The organism is Xanthomonas sp. NCPPB 3570, assembly GCF_056725115.1.
Genome location: NZ_CM161513.1, coordinates 1,215,075 through 1,234,490 on the forward strand (window position 1 = coordinate 1,215,075; position 19,416 = coordinate 1,234,490).

Annotated in this window: 22 protein-coding genes; 6 read left to right on the forward strand and 16 right to left on the reverse strand. The window is 70.0% G+C overall.

The genetic code is table 11. The features are described from left to right. Nucleotides 1-105: 105 nt before the first annotated feature. The 3 genes from AC1PLR_RS05445 to AC1PLR_RS05455 form a co-directional block, all read right to left on the reverse strand. Complete coding sequence (locus tag AC1PLR_RS05445; protein WP_481102912.1) at nucleotides 106-2,094, reverse strand: M2 family metallopeptidase; 1,989 nt, start codon at nucleotides 2,092-2,094, stop codon at nucleotides 106-108. 126 nt (nucleotides 2,095-2,220) lie between these two features. Beyond that, on the reverse strand, nucleotides 2,221-3,882 hold the full coding sequence (locus AC1PLR_RS05450) for a phosphoethanolamine transferase (protein WP_481102913.1): 1,662 nt from the start codon (nucleotides 3,880-3,882) through the stop codon (nucleotides 2,221-2,223). Further along, nucleotides 3,879-4,658, reverse strand: a complete 780-nt coding sequence (locus tag AC1PLR_RS05455; RefSeq protein WP_481102914.1) for a phosphatase PAP2 family protein — start codon at nucleotides 4,656-4,658, stop codon at nucleotides 3,879-3,881. Before AC1PLR_RS05455 ends, AC1PLR_RS05450 begins: the two co-directional genes overlap by 4 nt. Before the next feature lie 304 nt (nucleotides 4,659-4,962). Between AC1PLR_RS05455 and AC1PLR_RS05460 the strand changes: the two genes are divergently transcribed. Then, nucleotides 4,963-5,664 carry a response regulator transcription factor gene (locus AC1PLR_RS05460; RefSeq protein ID WP_010340248.1) on the forward strand — a complete coding sequence of 234 codons (702 nt, stop codon included), beginning with the start codon at nucleotides 4,963-4,965 and terminating at the stop codon, nucleotides 5,662-5,664. After that, a complete protein-coding gene (locus AC1PLR_RS05465) occupies nucleotides 5,654-6,970 on the forward strand; it encodes a sensor histidine kinase (protein WP_209229866.1) in 1,317 nt (438 codons plus the stop codon). Before AC1PLR_RS05460 ends, AC1PLR_RS05465 begins: the two co-directional genes overlap by 11 nt. A 4-nt stretch (nucleotides 6,971-6,974) precedes the next feature. Here AC1PLR_RS05465 and AC1PLR_RS05470 read toward each other — a convergent pair whose 3' ends face one another. The 5 genes from AC1PLR_RS05470 to AC1PLR_RS05490 form a co-directional block, all read right to left on the reverse strand. After that, a complete protein-coding gene (locus tag AC1PLR_RS05470) occupies nucleotides 6,975-7,466 on the reverse strand; it encodes a hypothetical protein (RefSeq protein WP_209029459.1) in 492 nt (163 codons plus the stop codon). A 124-nt stretch (nucleotides 7,467-7,590) separates the two neighbouring features. Then, entirely contained in the window at nucleotides 7,591-7,848 is a 258-nt protein-coding gene (gene minE, locus AC1PLR_RS05475) for a cell division topological specificity factor MinE (RefSeq protein ID WP_010340245.1), read from the reverse strand. A 2-nt stretch (nucleotides 7,849-7,850) separates the two neighbouring features. Next, complete coding sequence (minD, locus tag AC1PLR_RS05480) at nucleotides 7,851-8,660, reverse strand: septum site-determining protein MinD (protein WP_010340244.1); 810 nt, start codon at nucleotides 8,658-8,660, stop codon at nucleotides 7,851-7,853. Between the two features lie 36 nt (nucleotides 8,661-8,696). Then, nucleotides 8,697-9,458: a septum site-determining protein MinC gene (minC, locus tag AC1PLR_RS05485; protein ID WP_481102915.1), complete on the reverse strand. Its 762-nt coding sequence runs from the start codon at nucleotides 9,456-9,458 to the stop codon at nucleotides 8,697-8,699. Nucleotides 9,459-9,460: 2 nt separating this feature from the next. Then, the gene (locus tag AC1PLR_RS05490) at nucleotides 9,461-10,054 is read right to left on the reverse strand and encodes a GNAT family N-acetyltransferase (protein ID WP_019801958.1); all 594 of its coding nucleotides are present in this window, start codon (nucleotides 10,052-10,054) and stop codon (nucleotides 9,461-9,463) included. 140 nt (nucleotides 10,055-10,194) lie between these two features. Here AC1PLR_RS05490 and AC1PLR_RS05495 point away from each other — a divergent pair, with 140 nt between their 5' ends. The 4 genes from AC1PLR_RS05495 to AC1PLR_RS05510 all read left to right on the forward strand — a co-directional run bounded on the left by AC1PLR_RS05495 (nucleotide 10,195) and on the right by AC1PLR_RS05510 (nucleotide 14,121). Beyond that, a complete protein-coding gene (locus AC1PLR_RS05495) occupies nucleotides 10,195-11,385 on the forward strand; it encodes a sensor histidine kinase (RefSeq protein ID WP_041500026.1) in 1,191 nt (396 codons plus the stop codon). Then, the gene (locus AC1PLR_RS05500; RefSeq protein ID WP_010341202.1) at nucleotides 11,385-12,026 is read left to right on the forward strand and encodes a response regulator; all 642 of its coding nucleotides are present in this window, start codon (nucleotides 11,385-11,387) and stop codon (nucleotides 12,024-12,026) included. The genes AC1PLR_RS05495 and AC1PLR_RS05500 overlap by 1 nt, the downstream gene beginning before the upstream one ends. Before the next feature lie 455 nt (nucleotides 12,027-12,481). Further along, on the forward strand, nucleotides 12,482-13,648 hold the full coding sequence (locus tag AC1PLR_RS05505) for a polyketide cyclase (protein WP_481102916.1): 1,167 nt from the start codon (nucleotides 12,482-12,484) through the stop codon (nucleotides 13,646-13,648). Nucleotides 13,649-13,749: 101 nt separating this feature from the next. Then, the gene (locus AC1PLR_RS05510; protein ID WP_481102917.1) at nucleotides 13,750-14,121 is read left to right on the forward strand and encodes a DUF423 domain-containing protein; all 372 of its coding nucleotides are present in this window, start codon (nucleotides 13,750-13,752) and stop codon (nucleotides 14,119-14,121) included. A 182-nt stretch (nucleotides 14,122-14,303) separates the two neighbouring features. Here AC1PLR_RS05510 and AC1PLR_RS05515 read toward each other — a convergent pair whose 3' ends face one another. From AC1PLR_RS05515 to AC1PLR_RS05550, 8 genes are all read right to left on the reverse strand, one after another. Continuing rightward, on the reverse strand, nucleotides 14,304-14,900 hold the full coding sequence (locus AC1PLR_RS05515; RefSeq protein WP_481102918.1) for a hypothetical protein: 597 nt from the start codon (nucleotides 14,898-14,900) through the stop codon (nucleotides 14,304-14,306). Further along, nucleotides 14,897-15,706, reverse strand: a complete 810-nt coding sequence (locus AC1PLR_RS05520; protein WP_481102919.1) for a M15 family metallopeptidase — start codon at nucleotides 15,704-15,706, stop codon at nucleotides 14,897-14,899. The genes AC1PLR_RS05515 and AC1PLR_RS05520 overlap by 4 nt, the downstream gene beginning before the upstream one ends. An 82-nt stretch (nucleotides 15,707-15,788) precedes the next feature. Then, on the reverse strand, nucleotides 15,789-16,607 hold the full coding sequence (locus AC1PLR_RS05525; RefSeq protein ID WP_481102920.1) for an APH(3') family aminoglycoside O-phosphotransferase: 819 nt from the start codon (nucleotides 16,605-16,607) through the stop codon (nucleotides 15,789-15,791). Nucleotides 16,608-16,862: 255 nt separating this feature from the next. Further along, entirely contained in the window at nucleotides 16,863-17,456 is a 594-nt protein-coding gene (locus AC1PLR_RS05530; protein ID WP_481102921.1) for a hypothetical protein, read from the reverse strand. Further along, nucleotides 17,453-18,775: an alpha/beta hydrolase gene (locus tag AC1PLR_RS05535; protein WP_481102922.1), complete on the reverse strand. Its 1,323-nt coding sequence runs from the start codon at nucleotides 18,773-18,775 to the stop codon at nucleotides 17,453-17,455. Before AC1PLR_RS05535 ends, AC1PLR_RS05530 begins: the two co-directional genes overlap by 4 nt. A 1-nt stretch (nucleotide 18,776) precedes the next feature. Then, entirely contained in the window at nucleotides 18,777-18,953 is a 177-nt protein-coding gene (locus tag AC1PLR_RS05540) for a DUF4177 domain-containing protein (RefSeq protein WP_481102923.1), read from the reverse strand. After that, a complete protein-coding gene (locus AC1PLR_RS05545) occupies nucleotides 18,950-19,129 on the reverse strand; it encodes a type II toxin-antitoxin system antitoxin (protein ID WP_010341193.1) in 180 nt (59 codons plus the stop codon). Before AC1PLR_RS05545 ends, AC1PLR_RS05540 begins: the two co-directional genes overlap by 4 nt. After that, entirely contained in the window at nucleotides 19,126-19,416 is a 291-nt protein-coding gene (locus tag AC1PLR_RS05550; RefSeq protein ID WP_420010168.1) for a hypothetical protein, read from the reverse strand. Before AC1PLR_RS05550 ends, AC1PLR_RS05545 begins: the two co-directional genes overlap by 4 nt.

Below are 19,416 nucleotides of genomic sequence, written 5' to 3' on the forward strand. Positions count from 1 at the left end.
TCTTTGCCAGCCTGACTGATCTGTACGCCCCGCATCTCCCCTGCGCGCTTACCTGCATGGTCTGTCCTGACGGCTGCGCTTCGGCGTTGCGGCCGCCGCGCCGCGTCAACCTTGCTTCTGCGCCGGCACTGCAGTGGGTCGCGTTGCCGCAGATGCCTCCCACCCGCACATCCGCCCCTGGTTCTGTTGCTTGAGCCACTCCTGCATCGGTGCGAAGTACTCCAGCAGCGGGCCGGCGTCGATGCGCTCGTTGCCGGTCAGTTCCTTGAGCGTGGCCTGCCAGGGCTGGCTGGCGCCGCGCTGCAGCATCGACCAGAACTTCTGCCCGGCTTCCTTGTTGCCGTAGAAGGTGCACTCGTACAGCGGGCCCTTGTAGCCGGCGGCGTCGCACAGGCTCTTGTAGAACTGGAACTGCAGGATGTGCGAGAGGAAGTAACGCGTGTACGGCGTGTTGGCCGGCACGTGGTACTTGGCGCCGGGGTCGAAGAAGTCCTCGCCGCGCGGTGTCGCCGGTGCCACGCCCTGGTACCTGGCCTTCAGCTCCCACCAGGCCTGGTTGTAGCGGTCCGGGGCGATCGAGCCGTCGAACACGCCCCAGCGCCATCGGTCGATCATCAGCCCGAACGGAAGGAACGCGACCTTGCTCAGGGCCATGCGCATCTGCGCATTGATCAGCGCCTCGCGGCCGACCTGCGGTGCGTCGACCAGGCCGATCGAATGCAGGTACTGCGGGGTCATCGCCAGCACCACGGTGTCGCCGATGGCTTCGTGGAAGCCGTCGTTGGCGCCGCCCTGGAACAGCGGCGGCAGCGGGTTGTAGGCCAGGTCGTAATAGACGTGGCCGAGTTCGTGGTAGATGGTGGTGAAGTCCTCTTCGGTCGGCTTGACGCACATCTTGGTGCGCACGTCGCCGGCCATGTCCATGTCCCAGGCGCTGGCGTGGCAGACCACGTCGCGGTCCAGCGGCTTGATGAACTGGCTGCGCGTCCAGTAGCTGTCCGGCAGCTTGGGCATCGCCAGCGAGGTGTAGAAATCCTGCGCGCGCTCGGTCATCTGCCGCGCGCTGAGCAGTTGCGCCTCGCGCTGGGCCATGAACCGCGCTTCCGGCGAGGTGTCGCCGTTGCGCCGCGTCAGTGCCGCGCTCAGGTTGCCCTGGTACTGCCGCTCCAGCGCGTCGGTGATGTCCAGGCTGCCGGCGCCGGGGTAGGGCTGCAGCAGGTCCCACAGGTTGCTCCAGTCCTGCTGCCACATGTTGCCCATCAGGTGCGCCGGCAGCAGGCCGCCAGCCAGTTCGCCCTTGTCCTTGCCATACTCGGCGTCGAGCTTGCCGCGCGTGTAACAGTGCAACTGTTCGTAGAGCGGCTTGACCTGGGTCCACAGCCGGTCGGTCTCGGCGGCGAGCTGCGCGGGCGGCATGTCGTAGCCGCTGCGCCACAGCGCGCCGGTGTCGGCGTAGCCCATGTCGCGCGCGCCTTCGTTGACCAGCTCGACGAAGCGCTGGTAGTCCTTGCGCATCGGTTGCACGGCGGCGTGCCAGCCCTGCCAGGCATCCAGTTGCTGGTCGTAGTCGCGGCTGCGGCGCAGCACGTCCTCCAGTTCGCCCAACTGCCGGCAACGGCGCGCGTCGCCCTCGCCGGTGCAGTAGGACGCGGCGCCGTAGGCGCCTTCCATCTTCGTCGCCAGGGCGGCCAGTTCGCCCAGCCGCGCCGGATCGCGCGGCGCCGGCATCGCGGTCATCTGCTGCAACAGACGCAGTGCGCGGGCGCTGTCGGCCGACATCGGCTTGCCGTCGTAGCGCCGCGCCTGCGCGATCCAGCCGTTGAGCGTGGTCAGCCAGCGCGCATTGGCCCTGGCCGCCAGCCGCTCGCTGTCGCCGTTGATGTAGGTCGCCGACAGCCATTGCGCCGCGGTCAGTTCCGGCAACAGCGCGCGGTATTCCTCGTTGATGCGGGCGACGAACTGATCGGCGCTTTCGCCCTCGGGCTGCGCTGCGGCGGGGGCGGCGGTGTCGGCCGCGGGTTCCTTGCGGCAGGCGGACAGCGTCAGCAGGCTCGCGCCGAGGCACAGCGCGAGCAGCGGAGAGCGGAGGGTCACGGCGAATCCTTGCAGGGCGATTGCCCGGAAGGCTAGTGGCCCGCCCGCACCGCCGCAAGTTCGGGCGGCGCGTCCCTGGCCGCGCCGCGGTGTCCGGTCACGCCGTGGCGGCGCGTGGACGGCCGATCATTGCGGCTTGCTGCACTGCGCGAACAGGTCGCGCGAGCGGTCGTAGACGCCGGTCCTGACCTGCATCAGGCCCAGCACCGACGGGAACAGGTTGTCCTGGTCGGCGTAGCGGCGCGACCGCGCCTGCAGGCAGGCCAGGTCCAGGCCGCGCGCGCTGGCGAAGCCCGGCGAGAACCACATCACCATCGGCACGTGGGTCTGCTCCTGCGGCGCGATCGCGTAGGGCACGCCGTGCAGGTACAGGCCCTTCTCGCCCAGTGACTCGCCGTGGTCGGAGAGGTAGAGCATCGCCGTGTCGTAGTCGGGCATGGCCTGCAGCGTGTCGATGGTGCGCGCCAGCAGGTGGTCGGTGTACAGCAGCGAGTTGTCGTAGGCGTTGGTGATCAGCTCGCGGCTGCAGTTGCCCAGGTCGGCGGTGTCGCAGGTCGGGGTGAAGCGGCGGAACGCGGCCGGGTAGCGCTCGAAGTAGCTGGGGCCGTGGCTGCCGAGCTGGTGCAGCACCACCACGCGGTCGCCGGGCTTGGCGCGCACCTGCGCGGCCAGGTCCTGCAGCAGGATCTCGTCCATGCAGCGCCCGTCCTTGCACAGCTGCGGATCCTTGGCGTCGTCCAGGTGCTGGATCTGCAGGCCGTCGCACACGCCCTTGCAGCCGGACTGGTTGTCGCGCCACAGCGTGCTGATGCCGGCGTGCTCGAGTACGTGCAGCAGCGACTGGTGCTTGCGGATGTTGCTCTCGTTGTAGTCGTGGCGGCCGAACGGCGAGAACATGCATGGCACCGACACCTCGGTGCTGGTGCCGCAGGAGTGCATGTCGGGGAAGTTGATCACGTCGCGCTTGGCCAGCTCCGGCGTGGTCTGCCGCGCATAGCCGTTGAGGCCCCAGTTCTGCGCGCGGGCAGTCTCGCCCAGCACCACCACCAGCAGCCGCGGCTTGCTGCCCGGTGCGCGCGCGGTGGCCTTGGCATCGTGTTCCAGCGGCAGCTTCGGCGCCTTGCGCGTGGGGCTGTCGGACTTGAAGTTCTGCCGCAGCGCGACCAGGTAGTTGATCGGCGTGGCCAAGTAGCGGATCTCGCGATGATTGCGCATCATCGCCGACAGGTCCTGGAACGAGAGCATCGCGCCGATGCCGCCCAGCGCCAGCATGCCGACCAGGAAACCTGCGCGGATCGCCAGCGCCTTCAGCGGCGAACGCCGGATCAGCCGCACCCGCCACAGCACCAGGATCGGCAGCGCCGCGTAGAACAGCAGCGGCGCGATCAGCGCCGGGGTCATCAGCTCGCGCGATTCCTTGTGGTCGGTGGCCAGCACGTTGCGCAGCATGTCCGCGTCCAGGTAGACGCTGTAGCTGTTCATGTAGTGCGCGGCGAACGCGGTGGTGATCAGCAGCACCGTCAGCACCGGCTTGGCGATGCCGCGCCACAGCAGCAGGCCGAGCAGCAGGCCGTGCACCGCCAGCAGCAGCAGGAACAGCGACAGCGCCAGCTTGACGTCGCCGCCGTGGCCGCTCATCGCGCTGCGCCAGAACATGCCGTTGCAGGCCAGGGCGAAGAACGCGCTGGCCGCCAGCGCCAACATCTCGTTGCTCAACTGCGGACGCCAGGCCCACCAGCGAGCACGGGATGCGGTGGACGGCGAGGGCGGTGCGACGGATCGGCTCATGCGGCGGCATCGTTGGTGGTGGAAGGGCGTCGATCGGCCTGCGGCGAGGTCGCGCGCGGCCACAGCATCGCCCGGTACAGGCCCAGTGCCACGCCCCAGCACAGGGCCAGCGTCCACAGGTCGTGCGACATGAAATGCGCGCCGCGCAGCTGTTGGCCGAGACCGAACAGCAAGCCTCCCCCGAGGCCGATCGCCAGCGCTGGCCAACGCCACGCCGGCTTGAGCGCCAACGCGACGAAGTACAGCCCCACCCAGGCATAGCCGGCACTGGAATGACCGGCGGGGAAGCATACCCCGCGCGGCATGCCCGCCGGGCGGGTCTCGAACAGGCCCACGAAGATCCGCTCGCCGCCATAGCGGGTCAGGTCCCAGGGGCAGTCCATGTGGGTCACCGACTTCAGCAGCGACACCACACCGGTACTCAGCGCCACCGTCAGCAGCAGGTACAGCAGCGGCAGCCGGTAGCGGCGGCCATCGGGACGGCGCCAGGCCCACACCGCCAGCGCGGCGGTCACCGCCCACGCCGCGGCGCTGAGCATCTTGCCGTCGTGGTGGATCAGGCTACGGGTCAGCGCCGCATCCTTCAGTGCCCACTGGCCGCCTTCCCAGCGATACAGCAGGTCGGCGATCCAGAAATCCCCGCCCAGGCCCATCAGCGCCGTGCTGGCCAGCAGCACCAGCGCCAGCGGCACCCAGAGGTGGGAGAGATAGAAGTACCGGCGCGCGCCGAGGTCGGGCGCCGCCGCAGCGGACAATCGCAGGGGCGTACTGATCATGGTCGACGAAAGCGGCCAGGGATGGCGGGAAAGTGGGGGCATGGTCGGGTTGCCGGTGTCGGATAGCTGTCGGAACTGCCGGTAGGAGGGCCAGGGCTTCAGCGAAGGTTGCGCACGGCCGCGGTGATGCAAGCGCCGGGCCATACAAGTCCGTGACCGGCAGGAATGCCAGCCTGAGGATGTCGTGTTGGGATTCCTTCCAGGTTTTGTCGAGATTCGATCAAGGGCGCGCGGCCGTTCTGACTTCGTTCCGACACGCTTCCGCTAGCATGGGCAGGTCCGTCCCCCGAATTCGAGCGCGCCCATGCGGCTGCTGGTCATAGAAGACAACCGGAACCTGGTCGCCAACCTGTTCGACTACTTCGAGGTGCGCGGCCACACCCTGGATGCGGCACCGGACGGCGTCACCGGGCTGCACCTGGCCACCACGCAGCGCTACGACGCGCTGATCCTGGACTGGATGCTGCCGCGTCTGGACGGGCAGCAGGTGCTGCGCGCGCTGCGCGAGGAACACCACGCCGACGTGCCGGTGATCATGTTGACCGCGCGCGACGAGCTGCCGGACAAGATCGCCGGTTTCCGCGCCGGCGCCGACGACTACCTGACCAAGCCGTTCGCGCTGCCGGAACTGGAAGTGCGGCTGGAAGCGCTGCTGGTGCGCGCCAGCGGCCGCGGCCGCAGCAAGCTGCTGCGCGTGGGCGACCTGCAACTGGACCTGTCCACGCTGGAAGTGACCCGTGGCGGGCGCACCCTGCACCTGTACCCGGCCTGCCGCAAGCTGCTGGAGGTGCTGATGCAGGCCAGCCCGGCCGCGGTCACCCGGGATCGCCTGGAGCAGGCGCTGTGGGGCGACGAGCCGCCGGACGGGGACATGCTGCGTTCGCACATCTACGACCTGCGCCGCAGCGTCGATGGCCCGTTCGCGGCCAAGCTGATCCACACCCTGCCGCGCATCGGCTACCGCCTGGCGGTGGTCGGCCCCCACGAGGGCGAGCATGCCGACTAGGGCCGGCCTGCGGCAGCGGCTGACCCTGTGGCTGGTGGGCTACGCGGCGCTGCTGTCGCTGGCGGTGTTCGTGCATGGCTACATCGTCAACGACCAGGCCGAGCAGCTCACCTGGCGTTCGCTGCTGACCTCCGAGCTGGACCACTTCCTGGCGCGCAGCGCGGCCGACCCGGACTATCGCTGGATCGACACCCGCACGGTGAGCCTGTACGGCGACGAGGGCGGCGCGCCGCTGCCGCCGGCGGTGGCGGCGCTGGGGCCGGGCCTGCACGACGAAGTGCAACTGGAAGGCAGCGAGAAGGTGGTGCTGGTGCAGGACGTGCGCGGCCGCCGCCTGGCGCTGGCGCTGGACATCACCGAACTGCACGACCACGAGGACAACCTGGCGCTGTGGATGCTGGTGTCCAATGCGGTGGCGGTGCTGCTGCTCGGCGCGCTGGTGGCGTGGGGCATGGGCCGGGTGGTGCAGCCGCTGATCGACATGGCCCAGCGCATCGGCAGCCTGCGCCCGGACCGGCCCGGGCAGCGCATCGAGGTGCATCCGCGCGCCAGCGCCGAACAGGTGGTGATCGCCGAGGCGCTGAACGACTACCTGGCGCGCAACGACCTGTTCGTGGAGCGCGAGCGCGCCTTCATCGACAGCACCAGCCACGAACTGCGCACGCCGGTGGCAGTGATCGGCGGCGCCGCCGAGCTGGCACTGGAGCAGCACGACGTGCCGCCCAGCGTGCGCAACCAGTTGCTGCGCATCCGCCGCACCGCCAGCGGCGTCGGCCAGCTCATCTCGCTGCTGCTGGTGCTGGCCAAGGATCCGGCGCGGATGGCGCGCGGCAGCGACCTGGTGCGGCTGGACCAGTTGCTGCCGGAGATCGTCGAGGACCACCGCCACCTGTGTGCGGACAAGCGCCTGGAACTGGCGCTGGCGCCGATGCCGGCGTGCGAGGTGGAGACCCCGCTGGCGATCCTGCAGGTCGCCATCGGCAACCTGCTGCGCAACGCCATCGAGAACAGCGACAAGGGCCGCATCGAAATCACCATGCCGGCGCCGGGCGTGGTCTGCATCGACGATCCCGGCCACGGCATGAGCCCGGAAGAGATCAGCGCGATCTACATGCGCATGGCGCGCGGCGGCGGCAGCCGCGAGGGCAGCGGCATCGGCCTGGACCTGATCGCGCGGCTGTGCGAGCACCTGGGCTGGGCACTGCACCTGGATTCGCTGGCCGGCAGCGGCACCCGCGCCACCCTGGACCTGAGCAGCGCGTTGAAGCGGCCCGGCGCGTCGCCGCCGTCGCCCGCGTCGGCGTGACCGGCTAGTCCGGCAGCAGCCCGCGTTGCGCCAGCCAGGCGCGCGCGTCGTCGGCGTCCTGCTCGAACCAGGCGCGGGTGGAGCCGAGCCGGTAGGTGTAGCCCCAGGCATCCATGTCCGCCATCAGCCGCGCGCGGCCCACCCCGGGCAGGGCGTCGGCCAGCACGATCTGCAGGTAGCAGGTGGCGTCTTCCTCTTCCACCGAGTCGGTGGCGTCGGTATGCACCTGTGCGCGCCGCTGCGGCGGCAGCACGATCAGGTGGCAGGCTTCGTGCAGCAGCGAATGCACCGGCGTGTCGTCGCGCACGTAGACGTCGCTGGCGATCACCCCGGCCTCCGGCTCGCCCCAGTAGCTGCCGGGAATGGCGGCGCCGTCGGCGACGCGGTGCAGGGTCAGCCCGTAGCCGGCCAGCAGCGCACGCGGCGCGTCCAGGCCGATCGCGCCCACGGTCAGCACCTGGGCGGCGGCAGCGGGAAGGGCGGCGTCGGTCTGCATCATGTAGAGGTCGTCGGGATGGAAAGGCGCGGCGGGCGCGCCCGATCACGGCAGGCGCGTGCGTCGCAGCGCCGGCCCGGATCGACGCGTCAGCCGCGGCGGTTGCCACGGCCGACGCGCGGCCTCAGGGCGTCGGCCCTTCCGGCAGGGCGACGGAGATGTCGAGCACGTCGTGCTCGCCGTCCTTGACCAGGTCCACCTTGACCGCATCGGCGTCGATGTTGACGTACTTCTTGATCACTTCCAGCAGCTCGCGCTGCAGCAACGGCAGGTAGTCCGGGCCGCCGCGGTGGCTGCGTTCCTGCGCGATGATGATCTGCAGGCGGTTCTTCGCGGTCTCGGCGGTGTTCTTCTTGGTCTTGAGGAAATCGAATAGTCCCATGCTCACCCTCCGAACAACTTGGTGAAGAAGCCCTTCTTCTCCACGGAGATGAAACGCATCGGACGTTCCTCGCCGAGAATGCGCGCCACGGCGTCCTCGTAGGCCTGGCCGGCCGGGGATTCGGCGTCCAGGATCACCGGCTCGCCCTTGTTGGAGGCGTTGAGCACGTCGCCGGATTCGGGGATCACGCCGATCGCCTTCAGGCCGAGCACTTCCTCCACGTCGCCGATGCTGAGCATCTCGCCGGTTTCCACGCGCGCCGGGCTGTAGCGGGTCAGCAGCAGGAACGCGGGCAGGCTCTTGCCGCTCTCGGCCTTGTGGGTCTTGGAGTCGAGCAGGCCGAGGATGCGGTCGGAGTCGCGCACCGAGGACACTTCCGGGTTGACCACCACCACTGCGCGGTCGGCGAAGTACATCGCCAGGAACGCGCCCTTCTCGATGCCGGCCGGCGAATCGCAGACGATGTAGTCGAAGCCGTCGGCGGCCAGGTCCTTGAGCACCTTCTCCACGCCTTCCTGGGTCAGCGCGTCCTTGTCGCGGGTCTGCGAGGCGGCCAGCACGAACAGGTTGTCGAAGCGCTTGTCCTTGATCAGCGCCTGCTTCAGCGTGGCTTCGTTGTGCACCACGTTGACGAAGTCGTACACCACGCGGCGTTCGCAGCCCATGATCAGGTCGAGGTTGCGCAGGCCCACGTCGAAGTCGATCACGGCGACCTTCTTGCCGCGTCGCGCCAGCCCGCAGGCCAGGCTCGCGCTGGTGGTGGTCTTGCCGACGCCGCCCTTGCCGGAGGTGACAACGATAATTTCAGCCAAAGGACTATCTCCTGATACGTTCGTAGTTGGGCCGCGTCAGTCTTGCGCGGCGATCATGATCTGGTCCTGCTCCAGCCAGACCTGGACGGCCTTGCCACGCAGTTCCTTGGGAATATCGTCCAGCACCTTGTAGTGGCCGGCAATGGCGACCAGTTCGGCGTGGAAATCGCGGCAGAAGATCCGCGCCTCGGTGTTGCCCTGGGCGCCGGCCAGCGCACGGCCGCGCAGCGTGCCGTAGATGTGGATGCTGCCGTCGGAGATCACCTCGGCGCCGGCGCCGACGGTGGCCATCACGGTCAGGTCGCAGTTCTCCGCGTACAGCTGCTGCCCGGAGCGCACCGCGTTCTTCTGCATGCGCCCGGGTTGCGGCCGCGCCGCCGGAGCGGGCGGCGGCGGAGGCGGGGGCGGCGGCGAGACCGGTGCCGCTGCGGCGCTGGGGGCGCCGCCATCGAAACGTTCGTACTGCGCGCGGAACTTGGCCAGCAGCGGCAGGCCCAGCGCCACCGACAGCTCCTCGATCTCGCGGGTGCCGTAGGCCAGCGCCACCGGCAGCACGCCGGCGTCGCGCAGCCCGTCCAGCAGCGCCTGCGCGGTGGCCACGTCCGGGGTCTGCGCCAGGCCGCCGAAATCGATGATCACCGCGGCCCGGCCGAACAGCTTGGGCGCGCGCTGCACGCGCTCGCGCATCTCCTGGCTCAGCCGCGCCACGTCCAGCGTGCGCACGCGCAGGTTGGCGATGCCGACCTGGCCGATCTTCAGTTCGCCGGCCTGCTCGAAGTCCAGATTCACCGACGACACGCTCAGGTCCCGGTCGGGCGCTGCGCCCGCTGCAGACGATGGGCGTGGCCGGCCCAGGGCAGCTCGGGCAGGGTATCGCCGTAGGTTTCGCGCACCCAGGCGTAACTGCACAGGTCCTTCAACAGCATGCTCGCACGCACCTCCACTTCGTTCATCGTGTTCTGGCCCACTTCGCGGAAGCCGAAGCTGCCATGGAACAGCAGCGCCGCATCGGCGCCGTGATCCAGAAAAACCTCGCACGCCAGTTGCGGGTAGCGCAACTCGGCGTAGCTCTGCACGTCGGCATAGAACGCCCGGCCGACGCCGCCGCCGCGGCGGCGGCTGGCCACCACGATGCGGTCGATATAGAAAAACTGCGGATAGCGCTCGCGGAACCAGGCGAAATTGCTGCTGTCGTGGTCGCTGTCGCTGCCGAAGCCGACCAGGAAGCCGGCCAGGTTGCCGTCGCGCTCGGCGACGCGGAAGTACTCTGCGGTTTCGTAGAAGCGGTGCAGCTTGGCCGAATCCAGCGGCAGGATCGCCAGTCCGGCGTTGTTGTTCAGGGCCAGGACCGAATCGAGCTCGTGCTCGCGCACGTCGCGGATGACGATCGACATTGAGACTCCATTGCTGATGCGCGCGCGGCCCCGTGCGGACCGCAGGGGCGGATTATCGCACGCGCGACCCGGGGCGGCGAGCCGCGCCGGCATGACTTCCGTGGGAGTGCAATGCGCGCCGTTCATCCTAAGATGGCTGCATGTTGGGATATCTCAGCCATACCCGCGTCCTGCGCTATGCCGGCCTGTTCACCTGGGCCGTCATCTGCATGCCGTTGCTGTACCTGTACTGGGAGCCGGTCGAGGAATCGGGACGGATGCCCAGCGGCGAGGTGTGGCTGCTGCTGACCAGCTACCTGGGCTTCGGCGTGGTCTATTTCCTGCTGACCCGGCGCCTGCACAGCGGCGACGGCGTGCGCTGGTACGACCGCGGCATGCTGGTGCTGCTGACCATCTGCGCGCTGGCGGTCGGCTATCTGCACCGCTCGGGGCTGGGCAGCATTCTGATGATGGTGGCGGCGGGGGTGATCCCCTGGCTGCTGCCGGTGCGCGCCGGCGTGGCCTGGTTGCTGCTGAGCCAGCTGGCGGTGCTGCCGGTGTACCTGACCATCGGCTTCCCGCCGTTCGAGGCGCTGATGCAGTCGCTGCTGTACGGCGGCTTTTCCATGTTCATCTTCGTCACCAGCCTGGTCGCGCGCCAGCAGACCCAGGCGCGGGAGGAGCAGCGCCAGCTCAACGCCGAGCTGCGCGCCACCCGCGCGCTGCTGGCCGAGAGCGCCCGGGTCAACGAGCGCACCCGCATCTCGCGCGAACTGCACGACCTGCTCGGCCACCACCTGACCGCGCTGAGCCTGAACCTGGAAGTGGCCGGCCACATCACCGAGGGCCGAGCGCAGGAGCATGTGCAGCAGGCGCATACCCTGGCCAAGCTGCTGCTGACCGACGTGCGCGAGGCGGTGAGCCAGTTGCGCGACAGCGGTGCGATCGACCTGGCGGCGGCGCTGCGGCCGCTGGCCGAGCGGGTGCCGTCGCTGCAGATCCACCTGCAGGTGGAGGAGCCGCTGACCGTGGAAGATCCCGAGCGCGCGCACGTGTTGCTGCGCTGCACCCAGGAAATCATCACCAACGCGGTGCGCCACGCCCAGGCCGACAATCTGTGGATCGAGGTGCGCCGCGACGGCCCGCAGGTGGTGATCCAGGCGCGCGACGACGGCCGCGGTTGCGAGACCCTGGCCCCCGGTAACGGCCTGCGCGGCATGCGCGAGCGCCTGAGCCAGTACGGCGGCAGCCTGGACGTGGCGGCCGCGCCCGGTGCGGGCTTCCGCCTGCGGGCCGCCGTTCCCGGCGCCGCCACCCTGCTGCCGCCCGCCGTTTCCCAAGGAGTGCTGTGATGATCCGTGTGTGTCTGGTCGACGATCAAACCCTGGTGCGGCAGGGCATCCGCTCGCTGCTGGCGCTGGACGGCGGCATCGAGGTGGTGGCCGAGGCCAGCGACGGCCGGCAGGCGGTCGAACTCATTCCGCAGGTGCTGCCCGACGTGGTGCTGATGGATATGCGCATGCCGTCGATGTCGGGGCTGGAGGCGCTGCAGGTGCTGTCGCGCGCCGCCGCGCTGCCGCCGACCATCATCCTGACCACCTTCGACGACGACCAGTTGGTCCTGGCCGGGCTCAAGGCCGGGGCCAAGGGTTATCTGCTCAAGGACGTGTCGCTGGAGCAACTGGTCGGCGCGATCCGCACCGTCGCGGCCGGCGGCTCGCTGGTGCAGCCGGCGGTGACCCAGCGCCTGCTGTCGGGCCTGGAGCACATGCGCAACGATTTCGTCAGCCTGGACCGGCCCGACCCGCTGACCGATCGCGAGACCGAGATCCTGCGCCTGATGGCCAGCGGCTTCTCCAACAAGGAGATCGCCAATTCGCTGGGCGTGGCCGAGGGCACGATCAAGAACCACGTCTCCAACATCCTGTCCAAGCTGGGCGTGCGCGACCGCACCCGGGCGGTGCTGAAGGCGTTCGAGCTGCAGCTGGTCTGAGGAACAGGATGCCCGGTCCGGCGCAGCGGGTCGTCTGAACGAGACAGGATGACGGCCCGCGGAGGCCGCTAACGCGCACGTCGGGCCGGTCCGGTGCAGCCGGGTGCCATGCACTAGATGCCGCCACAGGAGGGGCGAGCTTGTCCCATGCAGGCAAGTGGTCTGGCCTGGGGCGCGCACGCTTCCGGCACGTCCACCCGAGCGATGGTGCCGCCGTTGCTCGCTTCGATGCGGTCGTAGACCGGGCGCGCAGGCCTGTCCGGTGCCGCTGCCAGGACAATGGTCTGGTCGCCCTCGGTGCCGTTCCTGCGGCCGTCGCCGGCACCGCGCAAGCCCGTTGCGGCACGGGGCGAAGCGGCATTCCGTGATGTGCTGACCACGGACAGCGAAGCCTGCTAGGATGGGCGCTTCGCTTCATCAACCCGGCCGTGGGATCGGCCCCGGAGACCTCCTGAATGACCCGTATTATCGAGTTCCTGATCGCCCTGGGGATCGTGGCTGGCCTGTTCGTCATCGTCGGCGTGGTGCTGCCCTCGGAGCGTCACATGTCCGAAAGCGTCGAGACCAATCGGCGCATGACCATCGTCTATGACACGGTCAACAGCCTGCGTCGGTTCAAGGACTGGAACCCCCTGGTGCTGCGCGACCCGCGCATCGAGCTGAAGCTCTCCGGCCCGGACTCCGGCGTCGGCGCGCGCCTGGACTACAGCTCCAAGGAGGGCTACATCGGCAAGGGTAGCTGGACCATCACCTCGACCGAGAAGAACAAGGACGTGGTCATCGCCATCGAGGACGAGACCAAGGGCAAGGACAAGACCACCAGCTTCAAGCTGGAGCCGACCGGCAAGAACGGCCGCAACGTGAAGATCACCCAGGACTACACCGTCAAGTACGGTTGGGACCTGCTGGGTCGCTACGCCGGTCTGTATGTCAGCCGCCACGTCGGCGACGACATCAAGCTGGGCCTGTCGCGCCTGAGCAACGTGCTGGCCACCGTGCCGAACGTGGACTACCGCTCCGACGACACCCCGCTGAAGGACCTGAAGGTCGTCGACGTGCCGGCCGAGGATCTGCTGGTGGTCAACGCCGGCAACATCGACCGCGACAACGACTCCATCAAGAAGTCCATCAAGGACAACCAGGAGTGGATCAAGCGGGTGATGGAGGCCAACGGCCTGGAAGCGGCCGGTCCGGTGCGCATCGTCACCACCGACTTCGGCGCCGACAAGTACGCGTTCGACGTCGCCCAGCCGGTGCGCAAGCGTGCCGGTGGCGCGCCGAAGGACGACGCCAAGAAGGATGAGAAGACGGACGCCAAGAAGGACGACGCGGCCGCCGCGCCGGTCGATGCCACCCCGGTTGCCGCCTCCGGCGATCCGCTGAAGGTGACCATCCCGCAGGGCGCCCCGGTGACCTACGTGCGTACCGAAGCGCACCGCTCCGCCTTCGCCAGCTACACCGGCCACATGGCCGGCCTGGATGCGGCGCGCAATGCGCTGCGTGCCTGGGCCGCGACCAGCGGCTACGACGTGACCGACCGTCCGTACGAAGCCTGGAAGGGCGGGGTGGACAAGGCGTTCACGCCGGAAGGCACCTACGACATCTACTGGGCGATCAAGTAAGTCCTGCCCTGGTGGACGAGTGAACCGGAACGCGCCGCATCTTGCGGCGCGTTCTGTTTATGGGGCCGGCAAAACGCTGCCGCGCTCCCGGAGGAACCCTCATGCTGACATTCGATCGCCGTGCGCGCGGGCCGTTCTGGCTGTGCAGCGCCGGCGCGCTGCTCGCGGCCGTGTCCATCGGCCTGTCCGCCTATGCCTCGCACGGCGTGGCCGAGCCCCTGGCGCAATCGCACCTGCAGACCGCCGCGCTGTACGCCTTCGGCCACGGCGTGGCGCTGGCGGCGCTGGGCCGCCGCAGCGAGCGCCTGCTCGGGCGCCTGGCGCTGTGCCTGTTGCTGCTCGGCACCCTGCTGTTTTCCGGCAGCCTGGCCGGCAACGCGCTGGCGCAATGGCCGACCCGGCTGGCGCCGATCGGCGGCACCACGCTGATGCTGGGCTGGCTGCTGTGGGCGGTGGATGCGCTGCGGCGCTGAGTCGGATTGACGTCGGCACTGGGCGAGGCAAGCCAGGCGCAGCGGGTAAGTGCGCAACGACGTACTTGAAACCTTGCGGTTGCGAAGCTGAGGCAGTGCGGCGCGATGCTGTCGGCGCGGCACGCGCGCTGGCGGTCGTGTCCGCGCTGGGCGACGCGGGGTTTTGGGGTGGGGCGCCGCGCTCAGCGGTCGCCGACCAGTTCCACCTGCGTCTGCAACCGCACCCACGCGTCCTGGCTGGGGTCGTTGACCGTGACCTGCACGGTGTAGGTGCCGAGCGGGTCGCTGTCCTCGAAGCGCAACTGCACCGACAGCGGCGCCAGTTCCAGCAGGCCGGCGGCGGCCGGTGGGCCGCCCATGCCCAGCGGCCGCATCGGATCCTGCAGCGTCGTGCTGCCATCGGGGCCGAGCATGCGCAGGCTCATCTGCGCATCGCAGGCGCCGCCGTTGTTGGGGCTGGGCGCGCAGCCGGAGTACAGCAACGCCACCCGCACCAGTTGCCCGCGTCGCACGCGCGCGATGGTATGCAGGTTGGGCGCATGCGCGGCGTCGGTCTGCCCCCACTCCTGCGCGAACGTGGCGAAGTCGGCGTCGTCGGCGATCTGCAGCGCGGCGGCGAAGGCCTTGTCGTGGCCGCGCTCGGCGCTGTCAGGCAGAGCTTGGCCCTGCCGGTCGTGCCATTGCGCGGCGGCGCAGGTGGGCAGTGCCAGGGCCAGCAGGGTCAGCGCCTGCCACGTGGCGGTGCCGGCGCGCGGCCGGCGCGTGTGGGAGCGGATCATGTGCGAGCGGCCTCCTGCCAGCACCAGTGCCAGGGTTCGTAGACGATGCCATGCGGGTTGTCGCGCGGATAGCTCATCCGGTAGCCGAAGGCAGCGGCATGCTGGAGTAGCCAGGCGAAGGCGGGCGTGCGCTCGAAGCTTTCCTCGGCCGGCGGCTCGCCGGGCGTGCCGATGTCCAGCGCGTGCCCGCTGTGGTGCTCGCTGAAGCCCGGCGCGGCATTGACCGCGAGGATCTGTTCCAGGGTCTGCCCGCGGGCGAACTTGCGGGCGAAGATGCCGTGTTGATACGCGTGGCTGCGATAGCCGGAGATCGCCTCCAGCACCACACCATCGCGTGCGGCGACGCGGCGCAGCGCGTGCCAGGCGCGTGCGGCGCCCGCGCTCAGCCACAGCGGGCGGCGGTAGCGGTCGGCGCCGGCCGCGTGCAGGGTGGCCGGTTCCGGTTGCAGCGGTAGGCCGCTGCGCTGCGCGTAGGCGTCGGCGGCCAGGCCCAACTGATCCAGTTGGGCCTGCAGCGCGTGCAGCGGCAACCAGGCCTCGTCCGCGGTCGTCGTGCCGCGTGCGGGCAGGGCGTCGAGCCGATCCAGCGCCGCGTCGATGCCGGGTTCGTGCATCAGTCGCGGTACCAGTGCGTGCAGCCCGTGTGCGTTAGCGCTCGCCAGGTAGCGCCCGTCGTGCTTGCGCCGCAGCAGCCAGGTCGCCTGCGCGAGCTGGCGCGCGTCGGCGTTGCTGCGGGCGCGCAGCAATGCGGCCGGCAGCAGTTCGATGGTCTCGGTGTTGAGCAGCAGGTGGGGAACGGTGCGCATCGGCACAGGGTAGAGCCAAGCACCGCGGGCGGCCAGTCGCCTGGCGATCCCGCCGCGCCGCGCACGACGGGGCAGGCGCGGCTCAGAAGAACTCGTCGAGCAACTGATGGAACTGCAGCCGCGTGAGGTCTGGCGTGGCGACGCCGTACGCGGCGAAGAAGTGGTCGGCGAGTTCCAGGCCGAATTCGTCCAGGCAGTTGGCCAGGATCGCCAGGTCCTGGTACGGATCGGCGACCCCGGCGCGGCCGAGGTCGATCACGCCGACGACGCGATCCGGCGCGTCGAGCAGGATGTTGTCCAACGAGTAGTCGCCGTGGCTCAGCACGCGTTCGCTGGCCAAGGGCAGCAGCGCGGTCATCGCCTGCCACACGGCCTCCGCCGACCAGCCGGCGCGCGCGGCGTCGAAGTCCTCCGTGTCGACCAGGCCTGCCTGCAGCCGGCGTTGCGCCGCGGCCAGGCGCCGTGGGTGGCTGGCGTCGAACGGGCAGGTGTCGATCGGCGTGGCGTGGAAGTGGCGCAGGAACTCGGCCAGCGCCTGCACGATGCGCTCGGCCTGCGCCGGCGCCTCCTGCAGCCATTGGTAGGCGGTCTTGCCCGGCAGCGCTTCGCTGAGCAGCCAGGCGCCGGCAGCGTCGGCCTCGAAATGCAGTACGCGCGGCACGCCGCGTGTTCCGCGCAACCAGTGCAGCCGTGCGAACTCGTCCACCACATCGTCGTGCGAGGTGCCGGTGCCGCGCTTGAGGTACAGATCCGGGGTGCCGGCACCGCCGAGCCGGTAGACCTGGGCGCCGGCTTCGCCGACCAGATTGCGGTGCCAGTGCAGCCCGTGCAGCCGCGCCGACAATGTCGGCGGCAGCGCCGGCGCGGTGGTGGGAATCTCGCGGGGCGCTGCGTCGTCCATCGGGCCGATCCTCGAGGCGTCATGTGGCGGGCGACGTCGTCGTCGCGACGCGCGCGGCTGGCGTCGAACACGCGCGTGGCCGGTGTTCCAGCATATCGCTTCGCAGACGCCAGAACGCTCGACGCGGTGTGCTCCACGGATCGGGCGCGTCGCACCGCGAGACCGTGCCGCACCGCGCAGCATGTCGTGCCCTGCGCGGCCGGTCGCAGCAGCGGCCGGTCGCAGCAGAGGCCGACGCCGAGAGGCCCGCCGGGCTCAGGCCATGCGGCGCGCCGTGCCGCGCGTGTCTTCGCCGCCGCGTACCTGCCCCGCGAGCGTCTGCCATTCCTGCAGCACCTGCCTGGGGTGTTCGACGCTGAGCAGCAGCCAGCCGCCCTCGTGCAGCGGAACGGCCAGGACGCGGTCGCTGGTGATCAGGCAGAACGCCTTGTGTCCGTCGCGGGTCCGGTAGTGGCCGGCGTGGAAGCCGGGATAGCCGAAGCCGAGCAGCTTCAGTGCCGGCTTGAAGCCGGTGTGCTCGGACAGCGCGATCACGCGCGCGTTGTCCAGGCGTAGGGCGGCCAGCGGCACGCGCTTGGTCAGGAAGGTCGCGCGCACGTCCAGCAAGCCGTCGTGCAGCAGCACGCGCTGCCGCGCGAAGGTGGCGGTGCCGGCCACGCCGATCAACGCCAGCAGTCCGAAATGCCACCAGAGCGCGCCGGGCCGTGCGGCGTGCAACGCGAAGGCACCGATCACGGCGGCGACGAGCAGCAGCGGCAGCCACAGCCACAAGGCCGGGCCCAGTCGATGCGCCGGCGCCACCGGATACTGCCGCGCCGGGGAGGGCGACGCAGAGCGCAGCCGGCTCATGGTGCGGCTCCATGGCTGGCGGGCAGGGCACGCACCCAGGCCACGACATCGGCGATCAAGGCCGGGTCGACGTGGCCGGGCGTCGCGTACTCGGCTGGTCCGGGCGCGCCGGTGCCGGCGATGCCCAGATGGTTCAGTGAGGCGTAGCGATGCAGGGTGGCGTGTGGATCGTCGCCCAGCGCCTGTTGCCACCGCTGCCAGTCCGGCGCGGTGACCTGGAAATCGCGCTCGCCCTGCAGCCACAGCACCGGCTGCCCGAGCGCGCGGACGTCGGCGACCGGATCGACCTTGTCGAACGCACGCCAGTAGGTGGCGGGCACGTCCAGCGGCGAATCGCTTCGCGCGACCTCGCCACCGCCGCGGACCTTGGCCACGCGGCGCTCGATCTCGGCCAGCGCCGCCTGCCGCTGCGGCGACGGCGGATGTTCCTGGCTCAGCAGGTAGCGGTTCTGTTCGACCAGCAGGTCCAGCAGTGGCCGCGCCGGCGCCGCCCACAGCACGATGCCGGCGGTCTTGCCGGAGCGGCGTGCGATGCGGGCGGCGAGCATGCCGCCCTGGCTGTGGCCCATCACCACGATGCGTGCAGGGTCGATGCCGGGCGTGCGCGCCAGCGCCGCCACCGCGGCGACGGCGTCGTCGGTGGTCTCGTCGTCCATGGTGAACCCCTGGTTGATGCGTCCGGCAAAGCTCTCCGGCAAGGCGAAGGTCCGCTTGTCGTAGCGCAACACCGCGATGCCCTGCGCGGCGAGCCCGCGTGCGACGTCGAGGAACGGACGGTTCGGGCCGATGGTCTCGTCGCGGTCCTGCGGGCCCGAGCCGTGCACCAAGACCACCGCCGGGAACGGACCCTTGCCCACCGGCAGGGCGAGCGTGCCTGGCAGCGGACCGACCGAAAACGCCTGTTCGCGGAAGCCGGCGTTGGCGGCGGGAGGCGGAGGCGCCGGCGGCGGTGCGGGGGTAAACAGAAGGCCGGCGATCTTGCCGTCCGCGTCGATCGACACATGCGCCAGCAGTGCGCCGCGCTCGAACTGCAGGCGCTGTTCGATCACCCGCAGCCCGTGCTGCTGGCGTTCGCTGGCCGGGCCGCGCTGTTGCAGCGCGCCCAGTTGCGCGGACAACGTGTGCCACGCCTCGGCCAGTTTGGCGGGCGGCACCGCCTTGGCCATCGCCGGGGTGAACTCAGCTTCGACCGCGGCGAGGTCGCCGGCCTGCAGGCGATCCAGTAGCGCGCTGGCGGTTTGTTGTGGCGCCGCAGCCAGCACCGTGAGCGGCGCCAGCAGCGCCGCCAGTACAGGTGCGAGGACCCGATGCCGGCGCATGTCAGACCTCCCGCTTGAACATCAGCAGCGGTTTGGTGCCCGGCAGGGCGACGACGTTGACCAGTTCCCAGCCGAGCTTCCCATACTTGTTCAGGTCGGCCTGCAGTTCGTCCAGTTTCAGCCCCAGCATCAGATTGGTCTTGGCCTCGACGGTGAGGTATTCCCAGCGCTTGCTCATGCTTCCGGCTCCTTGTCGTCACGCGGCTTGGGCAGCCGCCCTGCCTTGCGCAGCGCGTCGCGCAACACGTATTCGATCTGCGCGTTGAGGCTGCGCAGTTCGTCGTCGGCCCAGCGCTGCGCCGCCGCCAGCACGTCGGCGTTGATGCGCAGCGGATAGGCCTTCTTCTCGCTCATGACCGCTCCCGCCGCGCGGCGTCGCTGCGCCGCAGGTGCAGCAGCATCGACACGATCAGCGCGTTCACCGTCAGCAGCAGTGCGATCGCCACCGTGTAGACGCCGGTGCGCTGACCGCCGGTCCAGTACAGCGCCGCCGCGCCGAGCAGGATCGCCAGGCCGATCAGCGCCCAGCGCAGGCCCAGCCCGCGCGCGCGGTCGTCGCCCTTGCCGCCGACCCAGGCGGCGATGACCAAGGCCGGCAGGCCGGAGAGGGCGAGCGCCAGCGGCGCGATGGCGGCGTGCAT

What these genes read in the sequence shown, in the direction of transcription:
- AC1PLR_RS05450 (WP_481102913.1), bottom strand. Translation starts at nt 3,882, where the DNA reads ATGAGCCGATCCGTCGCACCGCCCTCGCCGTCCACCGCATCCCGTGCT.
- AC1PLR_RS05455 (WP_481102914.1), bottom strand. Translation starts at nt 4,658, where the DNA reads ATGATCAGTACGCCCCTGCGATTGTCCGCTGCGGCGGCGCCCGACCTC.
- AC1PLR_RS05460 (WP_010340248.1), top strand. Translation starts at nt 4,963, where the DNA reads ATGCGGCTGCTGGTCATAGAAGACAACCGGAACCTGGTCGCCAACCTG.
- AC1PLR_RS05465 (WP_209229866.1), top strand. Translation starts at nt 5,654, where the DNA reads ATGCCGACTAGGGCCGGCCTGCGGCAGCGGCTGACCCTGTGGCTGGTG.
- AC1PLR_RS05470 (WP_209029459.1), bottom strand. Translation starts at nt 7,466, where the DNA reads ATGCAGACCGACGCCGCCCTTCCCGCTGCCGCCGCCCAGGTGCTGACC.
- minE (WP_010340245.1), bottom strand. Translation starts at nt 7,848, where the DNA reads ATGGGACTATTCGATTTCCTCAAGACCAAGAAGAACACCGCCGAGACC.
- AC1PLR_RS05490 (WP_019801958.1), bottom strand. Translation starts at nt 10,054, where the DNA reads ATGTCGATCGTCATCCGCGACGTGCGCGAGCACGAGCTCGATTCGGTC.
- AC1PLR_RS05495 (WP_041500026.1), top strand. Translation starts at nt 10,195, where the DNA reads ATGTTGGGATATCTCAGCCATACCCGCGTCCTGCGCTATGCCGGCCTG.
- AC1PLR_RS05500 (WP_010341202.1), top strand. Translation starts at nt 11,385, where the DNA reads ATGATCCGTGTGTGTCTGGTCGACGATCAAACCCTGGTGCGGCAGGGC.
- AC1PLR_RS05505 (WP_481102916.1), top strand. Translation starts at nt 12,482, where the DNA reads ATGACCCGTATTATCGAGTTCCTGATCGCCCTGGGGATCGTGGCTGGC.
- AC1PLR_RS05510 (WP_481102917.1), top strand. Translation starts at nt 13,750, where the DNA reads ATGCTGACATTCGATCGCCGTGCGCGCGGGCCGTTCTGGCTGTGCAGC.
- AC1PLR_RS05515 (WP_481102918.1), bottom strand. Translation starts at nt 14,900, where the DNA reads ATGATCCGCTCCCACACGCGCCGGCCGCGCGCCGGCACCGCCACGTGG.
- AC1PLR_RS05520 (WP_481102919.1), bottom strand. Translation starts at nt 15,706, where the DNA reads ATGCGCACCGTTCCCCACCTGCTGCTCAACACCGAGACCATCGAACTG.
- AC1PLR_RS05525 (WP_481102920.1), bottom strand. Translation starts at nt 16,607, where the DNA reads ATGGACGACGCAGCGCCCCGCGAGATTCCCACCACCGCGCCGGCGCTG.
- AC1PLR_RS05530 (WP_481102921.1), bottom strand. Translation starts at nt 17,456, where the DNA reads ATGAGCCGGCTGCGCTCTGCGTCGCCCTCCCCGGCGCGGCAGTATCCG.
- AC1PLR_RS05535 (WP_481102922.1), bottom strand. Translation starts at nt 18,775, where the DNA reads ATGCGCCGGCATCGGGTCCTCGCACCTGTACTGGCGGCGCTGCTGGCG.
- AC1PLR_RS05540 (WP_481102923.1), bottom strand. Translation starts at nt 18,953, where the DNA reads ATGAGCAAGCGCTGGGAATACCTCACCGTCGAGGCCAAGACCAATCTG.
- AC1PLR_RS05545 (WP_010341193.1), bottom strand. Translation starts at nt 19,129, where the DNA reads ATGAGCGAGAAGAAGGCCTATCCGCTGCGCATCAACGCCGACGTGCTG.
- AC1PLR_RS05550 (WP_420010168.1), bottom strand. Translation starts at nt 19,416, where the DNA reads ATGCACGCCGCCATCGCGCCGCTGGCGCTCGCCCTCTCCGGCCTGCCG.